This window comes from Streptomyces sp. NPDC006512, from assembly GCF_040611935.1.
Taxonomy (GTDB): Bacteria; Actinomycetota; Actinomycetes; order Streptomycetales; family Streptomycetaceae; genus Streptomyces.
Window position 1 is genome coordinate 77679 of sequence record NZ_JBEXPG010000017.1, and the last position, 16210, is coordinate 93888.

15 protein-coding genes are annotated in these 16210 nt (G+C 73.0%); 8 read left to right on the forward strand and 7 right to left on the reverse strand.

Annotated elements, in window-relative coordinates:
- Nucleotides 1–13: 13 nt before the first annotated feature.
- A complete protein-coding gene (locus ABZZ17_RS14385; RefSeq protein WP_356875638.1) occupies nt 14–1162 on the forward strand; it encodes a Ku protein in 1149 nt (382 codons plus the stop codon).
- Between the two features lie 248 nt (nt 1163–1410).
- Here ABZZ17_RS14385 and ABZZ17_RS14390 read toward each other — a convergent pair whose 3' ends face one another.
- Nucleotides 1411–1902: a nuclease-related domain-containing protein gene (locus tag ABZZ17_RS14390; RefSeq protein WP_356875640.1), complete on the reverse strand. Its 492-nt coding sequence runs from the start codon at nt 1900–1902 to the stop codon at nt 1411–1413.
- Between the two features lie 534 nt (nt 1903–2436).
- Between ABZZ17_RS14390 and ABZZ17_RS14395 the strand changes: the two genes are divergently transcribed.
- The 3 genes from ABZZ17_RS14395 to ABZZ17_RS14405 all read left to right on the forward strand — a co-directional run bounded on the left by ABZZ17_RS14395 (nt 2437) and on the right by ABZZ17_RS14405 (nt 5154).
- On the forward strand, nt 2437–3060 hold the full coding sequence (locus ABZZ17_RS14395; RefSeq protein ID WP_356875642.1) for a hypothetical protein: 624 nt from the start codon (nt 2437–2439) through the stop codon (nt 3058–3060).
- A gap of 106 nt (nt 3061–3166) precedes the next feature.
- Nucleotides 3167–3883, forward strand: coding sequence for a hypothetical protein (locus tag ABZZ17_RS14400; protein WP_356875644.1), 717 nt, complete (start codon nt 3167–3169; stop codon nt 3881–3883).
- Nucleotides 3880–5154, forward strand: coding sequence for a HAMP domain-containing sensor histidine kinase (locus tag ABZZ17_RS14405; RefSeq protein WP_356875646.1), 1275 nt, complete (start codon nt 3880–3882; stop codon nt 5152–5154). The genes ABZZ17_RS14400 and ABZZ17_RS14405 overlap by 4 nt, the downstream gene beginning before the upstream one ends.
- Nucleotides 5155–5430: 276 nt before the next feature.
- On the opposite strand, the gene ABZZ17_RS14410 is transcribed toward ABZZ17_RS14405, so the two are convergent.
- Genes ABZZ17_RS14410 through ABZZ17_RS14420 form a run of 3 tightly spaced genes read right to left on the reverse strand, consistent with a single transcriptional unit; the run spans nt 5431 to nt 7374 of the window.
- Nucleotides 5431–5697, reverse strand: a complete 267-nt coding sequence (locus ABZZ17_RS14410) for a hypothetical protein (protein WP_356875648.1) — start codon at nt 5695–5697, stop codon at nt 5431–5433.
- A gap of 10 nt (nt 5698–5707) precedes the next feature.
- Complete coding sequence (locus ABZZ17_RS14415) at nt 5708–6421, reverse strand: helix-turn-helix domain-containing protein (protein ID WP_356875650.1); 714 nt, start codon at nt 6419–6421, stop codon at nt 5708–5710.
- A 23-nt stretch (nt 6422–6444) separates the two neighbouring features.
- Complete coding sequence (locus ABZZ17_RS14420; protein WP_356875652.1) at nt 6445–7374, reverse strand: diiron oxygenase; 930 nt, start codon at nt 7372–7374, stop codon at nt 6445–6447.
- A gap of 169 nt (nt 7375–7543) precedes the next feature.
- Here ABZZ17_RS14420 and ABZZ17_RS14425 point away from each other — a divergent pair, with 169 nt between their 5' ends.
- Nucleotides 7544–8650, forward strand: a complete 1107-nt coding sequence (locus ABZZ17_RS14425) for a ferritin-like domain-containing protein (protein WP_356875654.1) — start codon at nt 7544–7546, stop codon at nt 8648–8650.
- A gap of 46 nt (nt 8651–8696) precedes the next feature.
- Here the strand turns inward: ABZZ17_RS14425 and ABZZ17_RS14430 are convergent, their stop codons facing one another.
- Nucleotides 8697–10157 carry a penicillin-binding transpeptidase domain-containing protein gene (locus ABZZ17_RS14430; protein ID WP_356875656.1) on the reverse strand — a complete coding sequence of 487 codons (1461 nt, stop codon included), beginning with the start codon at nt 10155–10157 and terminating at the stop codon, nt 8697–8699.
- Nucleotides 10154–11521 (reverse strand): FtsW/RodA/SpoVE family cell cycle protein, encoded by a 1368-nt coding sequence (locus ABZZ17_RS14435; RefSeq protein ID WP_356875658.1) that lies wholly within the window; start codon nt 11519–11521, stop codon nt 10154–10156. The genes ABZZ17_RS14430 and ABZZ17_RS14435 overlap by 4 nt, the downstream gene beginning before the upstream one ends.
- Nucleotides 11522–11634: 113 nt before the next feature.
- Between ABZZ17_RS14435 and ABZZ17_RS14440 the strand changes: the two genes are divergently transcribed.
- The 3 genes from ABZZ17_RS14440 to ABZZ17_RS14450 all read left to right on the forward strand — a co-directional run bounded on the left by ABZZ17_RS14440 (nt 11635) and on the right by ABZZ17_RS14450 (nt 14907).
- A complete protein-coding gene (locus tag ABZZ17_RS14440; protein WP_356875660.1) occupies nt 11635–12024 on the forward strand; it encodes a DUF6325 family protein in 390 nt (129 codons plus the stop codon).
- Complete coding sequence (locus tag ABZZ17_RS14445) at nt 12024–12473, forward strand: hypothetical protein (RefSeq protein ID WP_356875662.1); 450 nt, start codon at nt 12024–12026, stop codon at nt 12471–12473. Before ABZZ17_RS14440 ends, ABZZ17_RS14445 begins: the two co-directional genes overlap by 1 nt.
- A gap of 1195 nt (nt 12474–13668) precedes the next feature.
- A complete protein-coding gene (locus tag ABZZ17_RS14450) occupies nt 13669–14907 on the forward strand; it encodes an NlpC/P60 family protein (RefSeq protein ID WP_356875664.1) in 1239 nt (412 codons plus the stop codon).
- Here the strand turns inward: ABZZ17_RS14450 and ABZZ17_RS14455 are convergent.
- Nucleotides 14874–16118, reverse strand: coding sequence for a styrene monooxygenase/indole monooxygenase family protein (locus tag ABZZ17_RS14455; protein WP_356875666.1), 1245 nt, complete (start codon nt 16116–16118; stop codon nt 14874–14876). The genes ABZZ17_RS14450 and ABZZ17_RS14455 overlap by 34 nt on opposite strands.
- Nucleotides 16119–16210: the final 92 nt, after the last annotated feature.

The window sequence follows — 16210 nt, forward strand, 5'->3', positions numbered from 1 at the left end:
ATCAGGAGGAACCGTGCGATCCATTTGGAACGGGGCGATCTCCTTCGGCTTGGTCAGCATTCCGATCAAGCTGGTCAACGCCACCGAGAGCCACTCGATCTCCTTCCGTCAGATCCACCTCGCCGACGGCGGGCGGATCCGCTACCGCAAGGTGTGCGAGCTGGACGGCGAGGAGGTGTCGGGCGCCGAGATCGGCAAGGGGTACGAGGAGGCGGACGGGTCCGTCATCCCGATCACCGACGAGGATCTGGCGCAGCTGCCGATCGCCACCGCGAGGACGATCGAGATCATGTCGTTCGTACCGTCGGAGGAGATCGATCCGCTCCAGCTGGACGCCGCGTACTACCTCGCGGCGAACGGGCCGACGGCCGCGAAGCCGTACACGCTGCTGCGGGAGGCGCTGAAGCGGAGCCGGAAGGTGGCGATCGCGAAGTACGCGCTGCGGGGGCGGGAGCGGCTCGGGATGCTGCGGGTCGTCGACGACGTGATCGCGATGCACGGGCTGTTGTGGCCGGACGAGATCCGGGCGCCGGAGGGGGTGGCTCCGGAGGTGGACGTCTCCGTGCGGGAGGCCGAACTCGACCTGGCGGACGCGCTGATGGCGACGCTCGGGGAGGTGGAGATGGCCTCGCTGCACGACGACTACCGGGAGGCCGTGGAGGCGATGATCACGGCGAAGGCGGGTGGGGCGTTCGAGCCGTCCGAGGCGGTGGTGGAACCGGCCGGGGGCCAGGTGATCGACCTGATGGCCGCGCTGGAGAAGAGCGTACGGGCGGCCAAGGAGTCCCGGGGGGAGGGCAGCCCGCAGGCCGGGCCGGCCGAGGGGGCGCGGGCGCAGGCTCCGGCCGAGGTGACGCCGATCCGGCGGAAGGCGGCTGCGGGCCGGTCTGCCGCGGCCGCGCCGAAGGCGGTGGGCGGGAAGAAGTCGACGTCGGCGGCGAAGAAGACGGCGTCGGCGGCGTCGGCGAGCGGGGCGGGCGCGGCGAAGAAGACCACCGGCACGGCCGCGTCGAGGTCGGCGGGCGGGGCGAAGGCGGCGAAGACCACGAAGACCGCCAAGTCGACGGCGAAGAAGGCGGCTTCGGGGACGACGGGGAAGAAAACGGCGGCGGCTGCGAAGAAGACCACCCCGGCCGCCCCCCGCAAACGCGCTTCCGCCTGACGGCGGCTGGCGGGTGCGCCCGGGACACCGCCCGGGCGGAGGGCGGGCAGCACCCCGAGGGCAGCGGCCCTGGCACGGCCGACACCCGGCGCGGGCGGCGCAGGGCGGCAGCCCGCGCGGGAGCGGCAGTTCGCGCAGGGGCGGATGGCGGGGGGGGCGCCCGGGCGGCGGCCCGGAGGTTGGGGGCAGCCCGGGCGGGGGGCAGCCCGCGCGGGAGCGGCAGCTTGCGCAGGGGGCGGGTGGGGTGGTCAGGGGGTGGGGGTTGGGGGGTGTAGGTGCCAGGTGGTGCGGGTGCGGGCTGTGGTGAAGAGGGCTTCGACGTCCGGGAGTTTGAGGGTGACGGGCGCCGCGGCGAGGTCGGCGGCGGCCGTCGGGGGCTGGAGGACGCGGACGTCGCGCAGGCTCGGGGCCACCTCCACGCGCGAGGCGTCCGCCACCGCCAGGACCGGGACGACCGGTGCGGACAGGGCGCGGGCGGCGCGGGCCGCCGCGCGGCGGATCCAGCGGGGGTCGGGGCTGGGTTCGGCCCGGCCCACGGTGAGGAGCAGGTCGCCGGCCTGGACGCGCTGGCGGCGCCCCGGGACGGACCGGATCGCGAAGACCCCCGGCGGGCCGATGAGCAGGTGGTCCAGCAGGCCCAGCCCCGGCAGCGGTACGTCGTGCACGGCCCGCCAGTCCGCGGCTTCCAGCGCCTCCAGCTCCACGCCGGTCCGTTGCCGCGCCTGGAGGTCCTGGCGCATGCGGTGCCGGGCCCTGGTGCCCGGCGAACCGTGGGCCAGCTCGCCCAGCAGGGTCTCCCCCGGACGGTTCGGGGCCAGGTCGTCGTCCGGCGCGAGGAAGAGGCGGCGCAGTTCGGCGGGGGTGGGGACCGGCGGCGGCCCGAGCGTCCAGTCGGCCGGTCAGGTACGGGCGCAAGGCGGCCAGTACGGCCTCGCGCTGGTCGTCCGCCAGCAGGCTGATCCGGTTGGGCTGCCGGTCGTACCAGGCCACCGCCCGGCCGTCCGGTCCGTTGACGTACAGCCGGCCGCGGCCGGGCCGGCCGCTCGGCAGCACTCTGAGTCCGCGCATCGCCGTCACCCCCGCCGTCCATGGGAGCAGGCGGTGGGCCGCGGGGCAATCCCCCGGCCGCGTGCGGGGCGATCCCTCGGCTGTGTAACGACTCCGTCGGGTCCCTGCTGCCTCGCTGTTACAAGAACACGGCTGTACCGCAACGGCCGGCGCCTACTTTTATCCCACCTGAACACGCCCGCCGCCGACCTGCCCGAAGGAATTCCGTGAACACCGCCCGCCGCCGCACCCTCGCCCGCGCCGCCGTCGTGGCCGCGTGCGCCGCCGGTCTGCCGGTCCTGACCGGCGCCGCCGCGTCCGCCGACGCCTTCGCCGACGCGGTCCCGGCCGCTTCCGCGACGCAGCGGACGCTGGTCAGGAGCGTCGCCCTGGCCGACGGCCGGTCGACCGCGAGGGTGTACCGCGTCGGGCAGGACGCGTACCAGGCCGACATCCTGCGTTCCGGGGTCGCGGTGGCCACGCTGACCAGCCGTGACGGCTTCACCGGCTTCGGCAACACCGGCGAGCTGCACGCCGCGCTGCGGCCCGACGGCCGGCTCACGTCCTGGGTCGGTGACGCGGGTCCGGGCGACGGCGCGCACGCGGTGGACGGGGACGGGCACAAGACCGGGACGCGCAGCGGGCAGGTCGTCCCCGTGTCGGTGCGGCACCCGGCGGGCGGTTCCGCGAACGACGGCGCGGCCGGGACCGCCGAGGCGCTGCGGCTCAGCACCCTGGCCGACGGGCCCGGCGAGGGGATGCTGCTGCTCGCCGCGGGCGGCGGGATCGCGGCGATCGGCGCGGGCGGGCTGGGGTTCGCCATGCTGCGGCGCGGCCGCACCGACGGCTGACCCCGGGTCCGGCACTCGGACCGACCGGCAAAACGGGCGTACCTCCGCATAAGGTTGCCGGTACGACCGTCGATGCCGTGTACCGCGAGAGGAGGGGCCAGCCGCCGTGCCCGTGTTCTCCTTCCGTGCGCTCCTGGTGGCCCCGGTGCTGGCGGCGCTGGCGCTGACGGCGGGGTGCGGCGACACCGGCGGGCTGGTGTCGGCCGGGCCGACCCCGACGGCGAGCGGGCCCGTACACCTGTGGCCGGAGCGCAGGGGTGCCGACGTACCGCCCGCCGATCCGGGGGGCGCGCCGCCGGAGTACGTGCCGGGACTGCCGCGGGTTCCCGGCCAGAACGTGCACACCGTGGATCCCGTGGCCCTGGTCCAGGCGGAGCTGCGGGCGCATCCGAACGCCGACGTCGGCCCCGACGGTATGTACCCGGAGACCGCCGCGGCGATCCTGGCCTGCGGGACGGAGGGGGCGGAGCCGGGGAAGTGCCCGGTGCTGGCGCCGTACTACCGGGACCTCACCGGGAACGGCAAGGACGAGCTCGTGATCGGCATCGAGTTCCCCGACAAGATGATGTCCGTACGGGTGTACACGGCGGATCCGGACGGCCGGCTCAACCGGATCATGGCGACCACGCAGACCGTCGTCGCCGTGGAACTGGCCGGGCGGGACGTCGTCCTGCGGGTGCCGAGCGGCAACCCCGGCTACGAGCTGATCACCGCCTGGTCGTGGGACGAGAAGCAGCGCTCGATGCTGCCGACGCGGGAGCAGATCGTCCGGATCCCGGCGAACCCGCAGGGCTCGGCGCGGCCGGGGGCGGGGGCCCGGTGAGGGTGCGGCTGCCCGCGTGGACGGCGACGCTGACCTGGAAGTCGGCGTGCTTCATCGTGGTGATGTGCTGCTCGCTGGCGGCGGTGCTGGGCGTGCTGGTGCACGTCGAGGTGACCCGGCAGACCGTGGCGACGGCCCGGGACAAGGCCCTGGGCAGGCTGGCCGAAGCCGCCCTGGCGTACGAGGCCGGCGAGGCCCTGCCGCCGGAGTCGGGGCTGGACCCGGCCGGGCTGCCGCCGGAGCTGCGGGCCCTCGCGGTGAGCGGGCGGCGGGGCACGCTGGTGGCCGACCAGCAGGGTCGGCCGGTGATGTGGGCCGCCGCGCCGGCCGACGGGCGGGCGCTGGCCACGGCCGTCGACTACGGCCAGAGCGCGCGGACCATCACCGGGCTGGACAACGCGATCATCGGCTCGTCGGCGCTGGCGCTCGGCGGAACGCTGCTGGTGGGGGCGTTCGCGGTGACGCGGGTGACGCGGCGGCTGCACCAGACGGCGACGGTCGCGCGGCGGATCAGCCACGGCGACCTGGACGCGCGGGTCGGGGACCCGCGTACGAAGGATCCGGCGCGGCACCAGGACGAGGTGTCGACGGTGGCCGGGGCCCTGGACACGATGGCGGGCACGCTGCAGGACAAGCTGCTGAGCGAACAGCGGTTCACGGCGGACGTCGCGCACGAGCTGCGCACGCCGCTCACCGGGTTGCAGGCGGCGTCGGAACTCCTGCCGGAGGGGCGGCCGACGGAGCTGGTGCGGGAGCGCGTACGGACGATGCGGCAGCTGACGGAGGACCTGCTGGAGATCTCGCGCCTGGACTCGCGGAGCGAGGTGGTCGAGACGGATCTGCACCAGCTGGAGCGGCTGGTGCGCAGGGTGGTGCGGGGTGCTGCCGCGGCGGGGGCGGGGGCGGCTGCCGGGGGCGCGACGGAGGTGGTGGTCCTTCGGGACGCGCACGTGGAAACGGACCGGCGGCGGCTGGAGCGGGTGCTGGGGAATCTCGTCGCGAACGCGCACAAGCACGGGCGGGGGCCGGTGGTGGTGACCGTGGACGGGCCGGTGGTGACCGTACGGGACCACGGGGACGGGTACCCGGACTACCTGCTGGAGCGGGGGCCGCAGCGGTTCCGCAGCGGCGGCAAGGGGCACGGGCTGGGGCTGACGATCGCGGCCGGTCAGGCGGAGGTGATCGGAGCGCGGCTGGAGTTCCGCCGGGCGGAGGGGGGCGGGGCGTTGGCGGTGCTCACCTTGCCGGGGGCGGTGGGGGTGGGGGGCTGACCTTGCCCTGGCCGGGCGGGGGTGCGGGGTGTCGGCACCGGCGGGGGGCGGGGTTCAGGTGGGGCGGCGGGGGCTGCGGTGGGGCTGCGGGGCTGCGGTGGGGCCGGGGCCGGGGTGGGGTGTCGTCCGGGACGGGCATGATTTATGGCGCCTTGTCCGGAGTGCCTTGGCGGTGGGGCAGGGCGCCAACAAATCACGTTTTAATCCCGGACGACACCCCACCCCGGCCCCGGCCCCTGCATCCGCCGAGATCGTCGGCGGCTGGACGGTGCGGGGTCAAGGGGTGGGTTTGGTCCAGGGCCAGCGGGGTTTGGGTTTGATGCCTGTCGGGGTGAAGGCGTACTTCCAGCCCTTCTGGAGGCCCAGGCGCTTGGAGTAGCCCGCCGGGACGCGTTCGTAGAGCAGGACCGTCGGGGGGCCGCCGTCCGCGTCGGGGACGGGGATCTCGTACCACTTCGGCGGGTGGCCGGTCGGGCCGACGAGGATCGGGAGGACCCGGCCGTCCATCGGGCCGCCCTCGAACGGGGTGGGTTCGCTTCTCACCCCTCCAGTGTCACAGCAGGTGCGCGGCCTCGGAGACCACGGGGATCACGCGGCGGGCGAGGACCCCGACCGGGCCGTCCGCCGACTCCAGGGCGAGCGCGGCCCGCGCGGCGGCGGCCGTCTCCGGGTCGGTGGCGGCGGTCGCGGTGAGCAGGGCGATGAACTGGTCGACGAGCCAGTCGCGGAGGGTGGCGACCTCCGGCTGTTTGCCCTCGTCGATCCAGATGAGGGAGGCCGCTTCGACGGCGGTGATCCAGGTGCGGACCATCATGCGCAGCCGCGGTCCCGGGTCGGGGACCGCGAGGTGGAGGAGGATCTGCTCGGCCGCGGCGCGGCGGATGCCGTCGACCGTGGCGGTGGTGCGGGAGGTTTCGACGACGCTGCCGCCCTGGAGGAGGGCGGCGAAGCCGGCGTCGTGTTCGTCGACGAAGGCGAGGTAGCGGTCGAGGGCCCGGGACAGGCGCTGGGTCAGCGGGCCGGCCTGGGGTTCGGCGAAGCACAGCTGGAGGAGGTCGGCCGCGGAGCGCAGGGCGGCTTCGTAGAGCTGCTGCTTGCCGCCGGGGAAGTAGCGGTAGACGAGCGGGCGGGAGACTCCGGCGGCTTCGGCGACGTCGTCGAGGGAGATCTCTTCCGGCGCCCGGTGCGCGAACAGCGACAGGGCCGCGTCGAGGAGCTGGGCACGCCGCTCCTCGACGCTCAGTCTGCGGTAGGCGCGTACGGTCATGCCCGCAGCGTAGACGACGCCCCTCAGGCCAGGAGGCCGGAGCTCTTCCACAGTTTCCGGCCGACTCCGCGCAGGATGCCGATGTCGTCGAGGAAGTCGGTGAGGCGCTTGGCGCCGGTCTGCATCACTTCCCTGCGGTGGCCGCTGGCCTTGACCTGGGCGACGGCTTCGCGGCGGTCGAGGCCGATGTTGTCGTAGACGGCGGGGTTGACGAAGGCGAGGGAGAAGACGCGGGCGGCCTCGCCGCAGCTGACGCGGGTGAGTTCCTGCTCCCAGCGCGGGGCCGTGAGCATCTGGCGGCGCAGTTCCTCGCGGGCGTAACGGACGTGCCGGGCCTCCTCGATGACGTGGATGCGGGTCACGCCGCGCACGAGGGGCTGGATGCGCTCGTCCGGGAAGGTGAGGCGCTGCATCCAGTCGAGGATCTCCTCGCCGAGGAGGGTGCAGGCGAAGGAACCGGGGGTGGTGGAGACCGTCTTGAGGATCCGGGCGAGGTTGTGGTTCGCGCGGGAGACGGGGTAGGCGGGGGCTCCGCCCTTCTGGATCATGCGGGCGAACATCATCGAGTGCCGGCATTCGTCGGCTATCTCGGTGAGGGCGTAGCGGACGTGGTTGCTGGTCAGCGACTTGTCGTAGATGTGCCGGACAAGCAGCTGCATGAGGATGATCTCGAACCAGATGCCGAGCGAGGCGAGGGCCGCGGCTTCGTGCCGGGAGAGTTCGATGCGCTGCTCCTCGCCCATCTTCTTCCACAGCGGGGTGTCGTAGAGGGAGAGCAGTTCGGGCGGCCAGTAGTACTTGCCCTCGACCGTCGGGGCGTCCCAGTCGAGTTCCTTGTCGGGGTCGAAGGAGTGCTTGGCCGAGGATTCGAGCAGGCGCTCGGCGATCTGCTCGCGGTCCTTCAGCTCGCCGAGGGCGTCCCTCAGCGCGGCTCGCTGCGTCACGGTGGTCATGGCTTCGGGCACCTCGTGGTCGGGGGTTACCGGCGGTCTCCCCTTATGAGACTGCCTGTCAGCAAGGTCGTCAATCCCTCGCGCACGACTTGTTGACCCCGCGTCTACCAACGTGTGACGCTCCAACCGTCCAGTCCTGTACGGAAGTACGTGAGACGAGGAGGCGTCAGTGTCGACGCACGAGCTCTACACGAAGGACCCGGGCGAGGGTGTCTGGCAGATCCCCGCCTCCGGTTCGGCCCGCTTCAGCTGGGAGTACGACGGCGGCCGGGAACGGCTCCTCGCGCTCTACCAGAAGGGCAAGGACAAGCAGTGGGACGGCGCCAAGCGCATCGACTGGGACGTCGAGGTGGACCCGTACGACCCGCTCGGCACCCCCGACGAGGTCCTGACCCTGTACGGAACCCGCCACTGGGCCAAGATGACCGACCGCGACAAGGGCGAACTGCGCCGGCACTACAGCGCCTGGAACTTCAGCCAGTTCCTGCACGGCGAGCAGGGCGCCATGGTGTGCGCGGCCCGCATCGTGGAATCGGTGCCCGACCTCGACGCGAAGTTCTACTCCGCCACCCAGACCATGGACGAGGCACGCCACGCGGAGATCTTCGGACGCTTCCTGCACGAGAAGGTCGGCATGCTCTACCCGGTCAACGACAGCCTCCAGGGGTTGCTCGGCGACACCCTGCGCGACTCCCGCTGGGACATGCCCTACCTGGGCATGCAAGTGCTGATCGAGGGACTGGCGCTGGCCGCCTTCGGCATGATCCGCGACACGACGGACAAGCCGCTGCCCAAGCAGATCCTCGCCTACGTCATGCAGGACGAGGCCCGCCACGTCGCCTTCGGGCGGATGGCCCTGCGCGACTACTACAAGCAGCTCACCGACGCCGAACTGCGCGAGCGCGAGGAGTTCGTGATCGAGGGCTGCTACCTGATGCGGGACCGGCTCCGCGGCGTCGAGGTACTGGAGAACTTCGGCGTCCCGCGGCACGAGGCGGAGGAGTTCAGCGAGCAGTCGGAGTTCCTGCACCTTTTCCGCAGGCTGCTGTTCAGCCGGATCGTGCCCTGCGTCAAGGACATCGGGCTGTGGGGCGAACGCCTCCAGAAGGCCTACCTGGACATGGGCGTCTTCGACATGGGCGACTCCAACCTGGACCTCCTGATGAACCAGGACGAGGAGATCGCCGAAGCCCTCGACCGCGAGCGCTTCGCGGCCGAGGAACGCGAGCGGGTGGCGGAGGTCGAAGCCGCCGTCGAGGAGGGCGCCGAAGGGTAGGGGCGCCCCGTCCGGCGCGCGGGAGTTCCCGGCCCCGCGCCACCGTTCACCCCGTGGACAGCGCCGCCTCCATCACGGCCCGCGCGATCGGGGCCGCCGCGCCGTTGCCGCTGATGCCCCCGCGGTCCGCCGCCGCGTCCTCGACCACCACCGCGACCGCCACCGCCGGCTGCGGCGCGCCCTCGGCCCGGGCCCAGGCGATGAACCAGGCGTACGGGGTACCCGCGTTGCCGACGCCGTGCTGCGCCGTACCGGTCTTCCCGCCGACCCGCGCCCCCTTGATCGCGGCATTGCGGCCCGTGCCGTCCTCCACCACCTTGACCATCAGCTCCTGCATCCGCAGCGCCGTCGCCGGACTCATCGCCCGCCCCAGCGTGCGCGGATCCCCGCGCCTGACCTGGGAACCGTCGTCCTGGGTCGTACGCTCCACCAGGTACGGGGACTTGAGCTCACCGCCGTTCGCGACCGCCGCCGCCACCATCGCCATCTGCAGCGGCGTCGCCCTCGTGTTGAACTGGCCGATCGAGGACAGCGCCAGCTGGTCCTGGCTCATGTCCGTGTCGAAGTTCGACCGCGACACCCACGACGGGACCCGCAGCCCCGCGTCGTTGAAACCGAACCGGTCCGCCGCCTCGGCCATCCGGCGCAGCCCCACCTGGACCCCGATCTTCGCCATCACCGTGTTGCAGGACCACTGCACCGCCTCCGCCATCGAGGCGTCCTCACAGCCCGTCCCCGCGTTCGGCAGCAGCGTGTGCGTGCCGGGCAGCGGGTACGGGTCCGGCGTCCGCGTCGGCGCGTCCACGTCGGTGACCACCCCCGCGTCCAGCGCGGCGGCGGCCGTCACGATCTTGAAGGTGGATCCGGGCGGGTACGTCTCGCGCAGCGCCCGGTTGAGCATCGGCCGGGCCGGGTCCCCGTTCAGCCGCGCCCAGGCCTCCTCGACCCGCCGGCCCGTGCCCGAGAGCAGCGCCGGATCGTACGAGGGGCTGCTGACCAGCGCGAGGATCTTCCCCGTCGCCGGTTCGAGGGCGGCCACCGCGCCCCGCTTGCCCGCGAGGCCCCGGTACGCCGCCCGCTGGAGGGCGGCCCGGACGGTGGTGGCGGCGTTCCCGCCGCCGGGGCGCCCGCGCGAGAGCTCGTACCAGAGGGGGAAGGCGGAGAGGGCCGGGTCGGTGCCCGACAGGACGGGGTCCTCGGCGCGCTCCACGAAGCTGGTCCCGTACGCCTGGGAGGAGAAGCCGGTGACGGGCGCGTAGAGGGGGCCGTCGGTGTAGGTCCGCTCGTAGCGCAGCACCTGGCGGCTGTCGCGGGAGCCGGTGACGGGGCGGCCGTCGACGAGGATGTCCCCGCGCGGTTCGGCGTACCGCCCGATGGCGGGGCGCTTGTTGGCCGGGTTCGCCCCGTAGGCGGCGGCTTCCCAGACCTGCACCCGGGCGATGTTCACCAGCAGGGCGACCAGCAGCAGCGCGCAGAAGTACGCGCACCAGCGGATGTAGCGGATCACGCGGGGGCCTCCTGCGGCTCGGGCCTGCGGGCGCTGTCACTGAGCCGGACCAGCAGGGCGACGATGATCCAGTTGGTGACGACGGAGGAGCCGCCCTGCGCCAGGAAGGGCATCGCCATGCCCGTGAGCGGGATCAGACCGGTGACGCCGCCCGCGATGACGAACACCTGGAGGGCGACGATCGAGGCCAGTCCCGTCGCGAGCAGCCTGCCGAAGGGGTCGCGCAGGGCCAGCCCGGTCCGGAAGCCCCGGGACACCAGGAGCCCGTACAGGAGCAGGATCGCGGTGAGCCCGACGAGCCCGAGCTCCTCCCCGGCGGTGGCGAGGACGAAGTCCGACTTGGCGGCGAAGCCGATGAGGAAGGACTGGCCGTGCCCGAGGCCCGCGCCGAGCAGTCCGCCGGCCCCGAAGGCGAAGAGGGACTGGGCGAGCTGGCCGGGGCCGTCGCCGCGTTCGATCGAGGCGAAAGGATTCAGCCAGTCGTCGACGCGGCTGTGCACGTGCGGTTCGAACGTCCCGACGGCGTAGGCGCCGAGGGCGGCCAGGAGCAGGCCGATGGCGATCCAGCCGATCCGCCCGGTGGCGGTGAACAGCATGATCACGAAGAGCCCGAAGAAGAGCAGCGAGGTGCCGAGGTCCCGCTCCAGCACCAGCAGTCCCACGCTCAGCAGCCAGATCGCCAGGATCGGCCCGAGCACCCGCCCGGGCAGCAGGCGCAGCTTCCAGAAGAGGCGGCGGCCGGTGAGCGCGAGCGCGGTGCGGTTCGCGGCGAGGTAGGCCGCGAAGAACACGGCGAGCAGGATCTTGGCGAACTCCCCCGGCTGGAACGACAGTCCCGCGAACCGGATCCAGATGTGGGCGCCGTTGACGGCCGGGAAGAACACCGGGACGAGCATCAGCGCGAGCGCTGCGGCGACGGAGAGGTACGCGTACCTCTGGAGCACCCGGTGGTCGCGGAGCAGCACGACCACCAGCACGAACAGCACCACTCCGAGCCCCGACCAGCGCAACTGGTCCCCGGCGGCCTGCTCCCCGGGGGTGCTCAGGTCGAGCCGCTGGATGAGGACCAGGCCGAGACCGTTGAGGAGCGTGGCAATCGGCAGCAGGAGCGGATCGGCGTACGGGGCCCTGAGCCGGACGGCGACGTGCGCGAGCAGGGCGGCCCCGCCGAGGCCGGCGGCGTACTGGCCGGCGGGACGGGGGAGGCGGCCGGTGGCCGCGACGCCGACGGAGAGGTAGCCCAGTACGGAGATCAGGACCGCGCCGGCGAGGAGGGTGAGCTCGATGCCCCGGCCCTTGGGGGCGCGGGCGTCGGGGGGCGGGGGCGGAGCGGGCTCCGTCACCTTCGCCGTCAGAGCGGTCATACCGGGAAACGTAGCAAGGGAGCGGATGGTATGTCCGCTTATGTCATAGTGTGCCGAAGAGTCGTCAGAAACGGTCAGGACGGCGTCAGTCAGCGAAGAAGGGCCGCCGCGCCATGGGACCTGTGGAATTCATCGTCCTCGCCTTCCCGGAGGAGCAGCTCCGGGTCTCCGCCGTCGAGGCCGTGACGGGGCTGCGCAAGACCGGCGTCGTACGCCTGATCGACGGGCTCGTCACGACGAAGACGGCCGCGGGAGAGGTCCTGGCCGCGGAGTTCGACGAGTTCGTCGAACTCCGCGGCCTGCTCGCCGGCCGGGACGTCGCCCGCCTGATCGGGCCCGAGGACGTACGGGAGGCCGCCGAGCTCCTGGAGCGGGGCAGCTGCGCGCTGCTCCTGGTCGTCGAGCACGTGTGGGCGCAGGACGCGGCGGTGGCCGTACGCGCCGCGGGCGGGCGGATCGTCGGCTCGGTCCGGATCCCGGCGGAGCGGGTGGAGGTCGCGTGATGTTCATCAGACCGGTCGGCGTCAAGGTGTCGGCGGCATCCCGCCCGGCGGGCCACCCCCTGCTCCGCGGCCTCCTGCGCCGCGCGGCGGGCGCCGCGGAGTGGACCCAGGGCGAGGCGGCGGAGGCGGGGGAAGGCCCCGCCGAATGGATGGAGGAGGAGGACCGGGGGGTCTGGGGGGAACCGGAGCCGGAGCCGGAGCCGGAGGAGGAAGAGGGGGAGGCAGCGGAGGCGGCTGCGGAGGGGGCGGGGGCTGCGGAAGCGGAGCGGCGCAAGGCCCCGGAGACGGCCCCGAGCAGCACCCCGGACACCCCGCAGGCCCCGGCCGAACTCCCCCCAGCGGGCTCGGGCCTGGCGGCGGAACTCATGCAGCTGGCGGCCCTGACCCGGGAAGGGCTACTCACCCCGGAGGAGTTCACGTCGGCGAAGTCGCGCCTGCTGAGGGGATAGGGGCGGGCGGGGTCGGCGGGCGGGGTCCCACATGGGCGGCCGGAGGAGGCCGGGCGGGGTGAAGGGGGCCGGGTTTCCCCTCAGCCGGATCAGGGAGGGTTTGGTGGTTTCCCGTCAGTCTCATCGTCTCTCCGGGGTGGACCGGTCCCTCAAGGGCGCTCACTTCGTTCGCGTCGCTTCGCGATGGCCTTCGGCCACCCTTGACCGACCGCCCCACCCCGGAAAGCCGAAGACAGCCGGGAACCCCCCAAAAGAACGGTCACGGGGACGGATAAACAGGAGCGGCCCCGTCAGCGATGAGCCGAGGGGCCGGGGGTCGGCATGCCGGGCACACGGCCCCCTCGCGGCCCCTTCCGGGACCACACCCACTCCTTACCCACCCGAAATGACGACCACATCAGCCTGGCGTGCAGTCAGGCGCGTCAGATCGCTACGCGCTCCTCTCGGCTTAGCGTCCGACGACCGTCTGGGGCTGGACATAGACCGCCCACACGGCCCACCCATCACCCTTGACGTGCGGCTACCGCCCGCCTGTCCTCCTGCGGTGACACCCCCCGGCAGGAAAGACCCCAGACTGCCCCTGAAAGTGACCACGGCCGGTCGTCAGCCGCTGAGACAACACCGGGCACAGATGCCTCCTGCGGCCTATGTCCAGCCCCAGACGGGCCGCTGCCGCTAAGCCGAGAGAAGCGCGTAGCGATCTCACGCGCGCCTGACTGCACCCCAGGACGTCCTGGTCGTCATTTCGGGCGGGTAGGCGGCGGTCTGGTCCCGGAAGGGGCCGCGAGGGGGCCGTGTGCCCGGCATGCCGACCCCCGGCCCCTCGCCTCATCGCTGAGAGACCCGCTCCTGTTTATCCGTCCCCGTGACCGTTCTTTTGGGGGGTTCCCGTCGGTCTTCGGCTTTCCGGGGTGGGGCGGTCGGTCAAGGGTGGCCGAAGGCCATCGCGAAGCGACGCGACGACGAAGGAGGAGCGCCCTTGAGGGACCGGTCCAGCCCGGAGAGACGATGAGACTGACGGGAAACCACCAAACCCTCCCTGACACGGACCAGCTAGAACCCCGCCGCCCCCCGACCCCGACCAGCCCCACTCGCCCACCCCCGCCGAACGGATGACCGGCCTGGACTCGGCCGACTCCAGTGGGGGATTCGTCGTACTGGGCATGGCAGCATCGGGGGTCTCGGAGGTGATTTCATGACAAAACGACTGCTTCGTCTCGCGTGCGTCGGTGCCGTGTTGGCCACCGTGAGCGCTCCGCCCGCGGCTCGGGCCGAGCCCGTCGGTGAGTTGCTGGTCCGGTTGCAGGGGCTGTACCAGAAGGCCGAGGAGGCCAGCGAGGCCTACAACGCCACCGAGGTCGCCCTCAAGGCCCGCCAGGACGAGGAGCGGCGTCTGGCCGCCGAGCTGGGCCGGACCCGGTCCGCCCTCGGTGCCGAGAAGGCCGCCGCCGGGCGGCTGGCCCGGGAGCAGTACCAGGGCTCGCGGGAGTTCTCCCCGTACCTGCGGCTGCTGCTCTCCGGTGACCCCCAGCAGGCCGTCGACCAGCGGCACTTCGCCGCCCGTGAAGGGGCCCGGCGGGCCGGGGTCGTGGCGCGGCTGGAGCGGGGTGAGCAGCGGGCCGGGGCGCTCGCCGCCGGGGCGCGCAAGGCGCTGGAGGCGCAGCGGGCCCTCGCCGCGGAGCAGAAGCGGCACCAGGAGGACGTCGCGGGCCGGCTCAAGGAGGTGGAGCGGCTGCTGGCGGCGCTCACGCCCGAGGAGCTGGCCCGGTTGGGGGACCGGGAGGAGGCCGTGACGGCCGGGGCGCAGCGGGAGCTGGTCAGTTCGGGCCGGCTGCCCGCCCGTACGGGTACGCCGACGGCGGCGGGTGGCGCGGCGCTCGGGTACGCGACGGCGCAGATCGGGAAGCCGTACGTGTGGGGGGCCGAGGGGCCGGGGTCGTTCGACTGTTCCGGGCTGACTTCGAAGGCGTGGGAGCACGCCGGCCGGTCGATCCCCCGGACCAGTCAGGAGCAGTGGGCGCAGCTGCCGCGGGTGCCGCTGGACCGGCTGCGGCCCGGGGACCTGGTGGTGTACTTCCCGAAGGCGACGCACGTGGCCTTGTACATCGGGGACGGCAAGGTGATCCAGGCGCCGCGGCCGGGGGCGAGGGTGAAGGTGTCGCCGATCGCGGCGAACCCGCTGCTGGGGGCGGTGCGGCCGGATCCGGAGGGGAGTCCGCTGGCGGAGTTCACCCCGCCGCCGCTGCCCGGGGGCGCGACGGCGGGGGACGATTCCGGTTACTCGGCCGACGTGGCTCCGGCCGCCGGGCGCGGTGCGGAACCGGACGCGGAACCGGAGGCCGACTCGGAATCGAGCGCCGACAGCGAACCGGACGCCGTTCCCGGCTCGGGGCCGGGGCTTCAGACCGCCGCGGCCGTGACCTCGGCGAGGTAGTCGGCGGTGTCCTCGGGGTCGTAGAAGTAGGAGTCGAAGTCGGCCGGGTTGTCGAAGCCGTTGGCGAAACGATCCGCCACGGGCTGGAGCTGCCCGGCCGCGCCGATCAGGTTCAGGACGTGCTCCGGCGGGACGCCCAGCATGGCGTTCGTCCACTGGGTCACGGGCTTGCCGGTGGTGAACCAGTACTTGTCGAAGGTCGCCTTCATCCAGGCCTCGTCGAACGGGTTGTCCCCGTGCATGAGGATCGAGGACAGGTACGAGGCGGCGCACTTGGCTGCCGAGTTGGAGCCCTGGCCGGTGATCGGGTCGTTCGCGACGACGACGTCGGCGACGCCGAGGACGAGGCCGCCGCCGGGGAGGCGGCCGATCGGGTTGCGGACCACGGGCGCGTAGCGTCCGGCGAGGGTGCCGCCGGCGTCGGTCAGTTCGACGTCCTTGGTCCGGGCGTGCTCCCAGGGCGTGTACTTCTCCATGAGCTCCAGCGTCAGTGCCAGGTGCTCGCCGGGGTCGTTGACGCCCTTGAAGACGTCGAGGGGGCCGCCGGGGAGGCCCTCCCAGAAGAGGATGTCGGCGCGGCCGGTGGTGGTGAGGGTCGGCATGACGAAGAGTTCGCCGACGCCCGGGACCAGGTTGCAGCGGACGGCCTCGGTGTCCGGGTGCTCGGGGCGCGGGCCGAGCCCGTGGACGTAGGAGACGGCGAGGGCGCGCTGCGGGGCGTCGTAGGGGGAACGCGCGGCGTCCCGCCCGAACATCGAGACGAGTTCGCCCTTGCCGGCGGCGACGAGCACGAGGTCGTAGGTGCGGGAGAAGAAGTCGAGGTCGGCGACGGACGCCCCGTGGATGACCAGCTGTCCGCCGCGCTGCGTGAAGGTGTCGAGCCAGCCGGCCATCTTCACGCGCTGGTCGACGGACTGGGCGTGGCCCTTGAGGCGGCCGAGCCAGTCGATGGGGCGGGAGCCGTCGGGGGCGGCGACCGAGACGCCGAGGCCGCGGATCTTGGGGGCCTGCTGCTCCCAGAAGTTGATCTGGAGGTCCCGCTCGTGCTGGAGGGCGGTGTCGAACATGCACTGCGTGGACATGACCCGTCCGGTGCGGATCTCGTCCGCGGTCCGGTTGGACATGAGGGTGACCTCGTACCCCTTCGCCTGGAGGCCGAGGGCGAGCTGGAGACCGGACTGGCCGGCCCCGACGACAAGTATCTTGCGCATCTCACGTTCTCCATTCGTGCTGTGCGGAGGGCAGGTTCCCCGGCATGACGGTGATGCCGACACCGGCGGTGACGCCGACCGGGCAGGCAGGC

Coding starts and splice junctions, on each gene's coding strand:
- ABZZ17_RS14390 (WP_356875640.1), bottom strand. CDS start 1,902: ATGCGCCAGGACCTCCAGGCGCGGCAACGGACCGGCGTGGAGCTGGAG.
- ABZZ17_RS14420 (WP_356875652.1), bottom strand. CDS start 7,374: ATGACCACCGTGACGCAGCGAGCCGCGCTGAGGGACGCCCTCGGCGAG.
- ABZZ17_RS14435 (WP_356875658.1), bottom strand. CDS start 11,521: ATGACCGCTCTGACGGCGAAGGTGACGGAGCCCGCTCCGCCCCCGCCC.
- ABZZ17_RS14440 (WP_356875660.1), top strand. CDS start 11,635: ATGGGACCTGTGGAATTCATCGTCCTCGCCTTCCCGGAGGAGCAGCTC.
- ABZZ17_RS14415 (WP_356875650.1), bottom strand. CDS start 6,421: ATGACCGTACGCGCCTACCGCAGACTGAGCGTCGAGGAGCGGCGTGCC.
- ABZZ17_RS14455 (WP_356875666.1), bottom strand. CDS start 16,118: ATGCGCAAGATACTTGTCGTCGGGGCCGGCCAGTCCGGTCTCCAGCTC.
- ABZZ17_RS14445 (WP_356875662.1), top strand. CDS start 12,024: ATGTTCATCAGACCGGTCGGCGTCAAGGTGTCGGCGGCATCCCGCCCG.
- ABZZ17_RS14450 (WP_356875664.1), top strand. CDS start 13,669: ATGACAAAACGACTGCTTCGTCTCGCGTGCGTCGGTGCCGTGTTGGCC.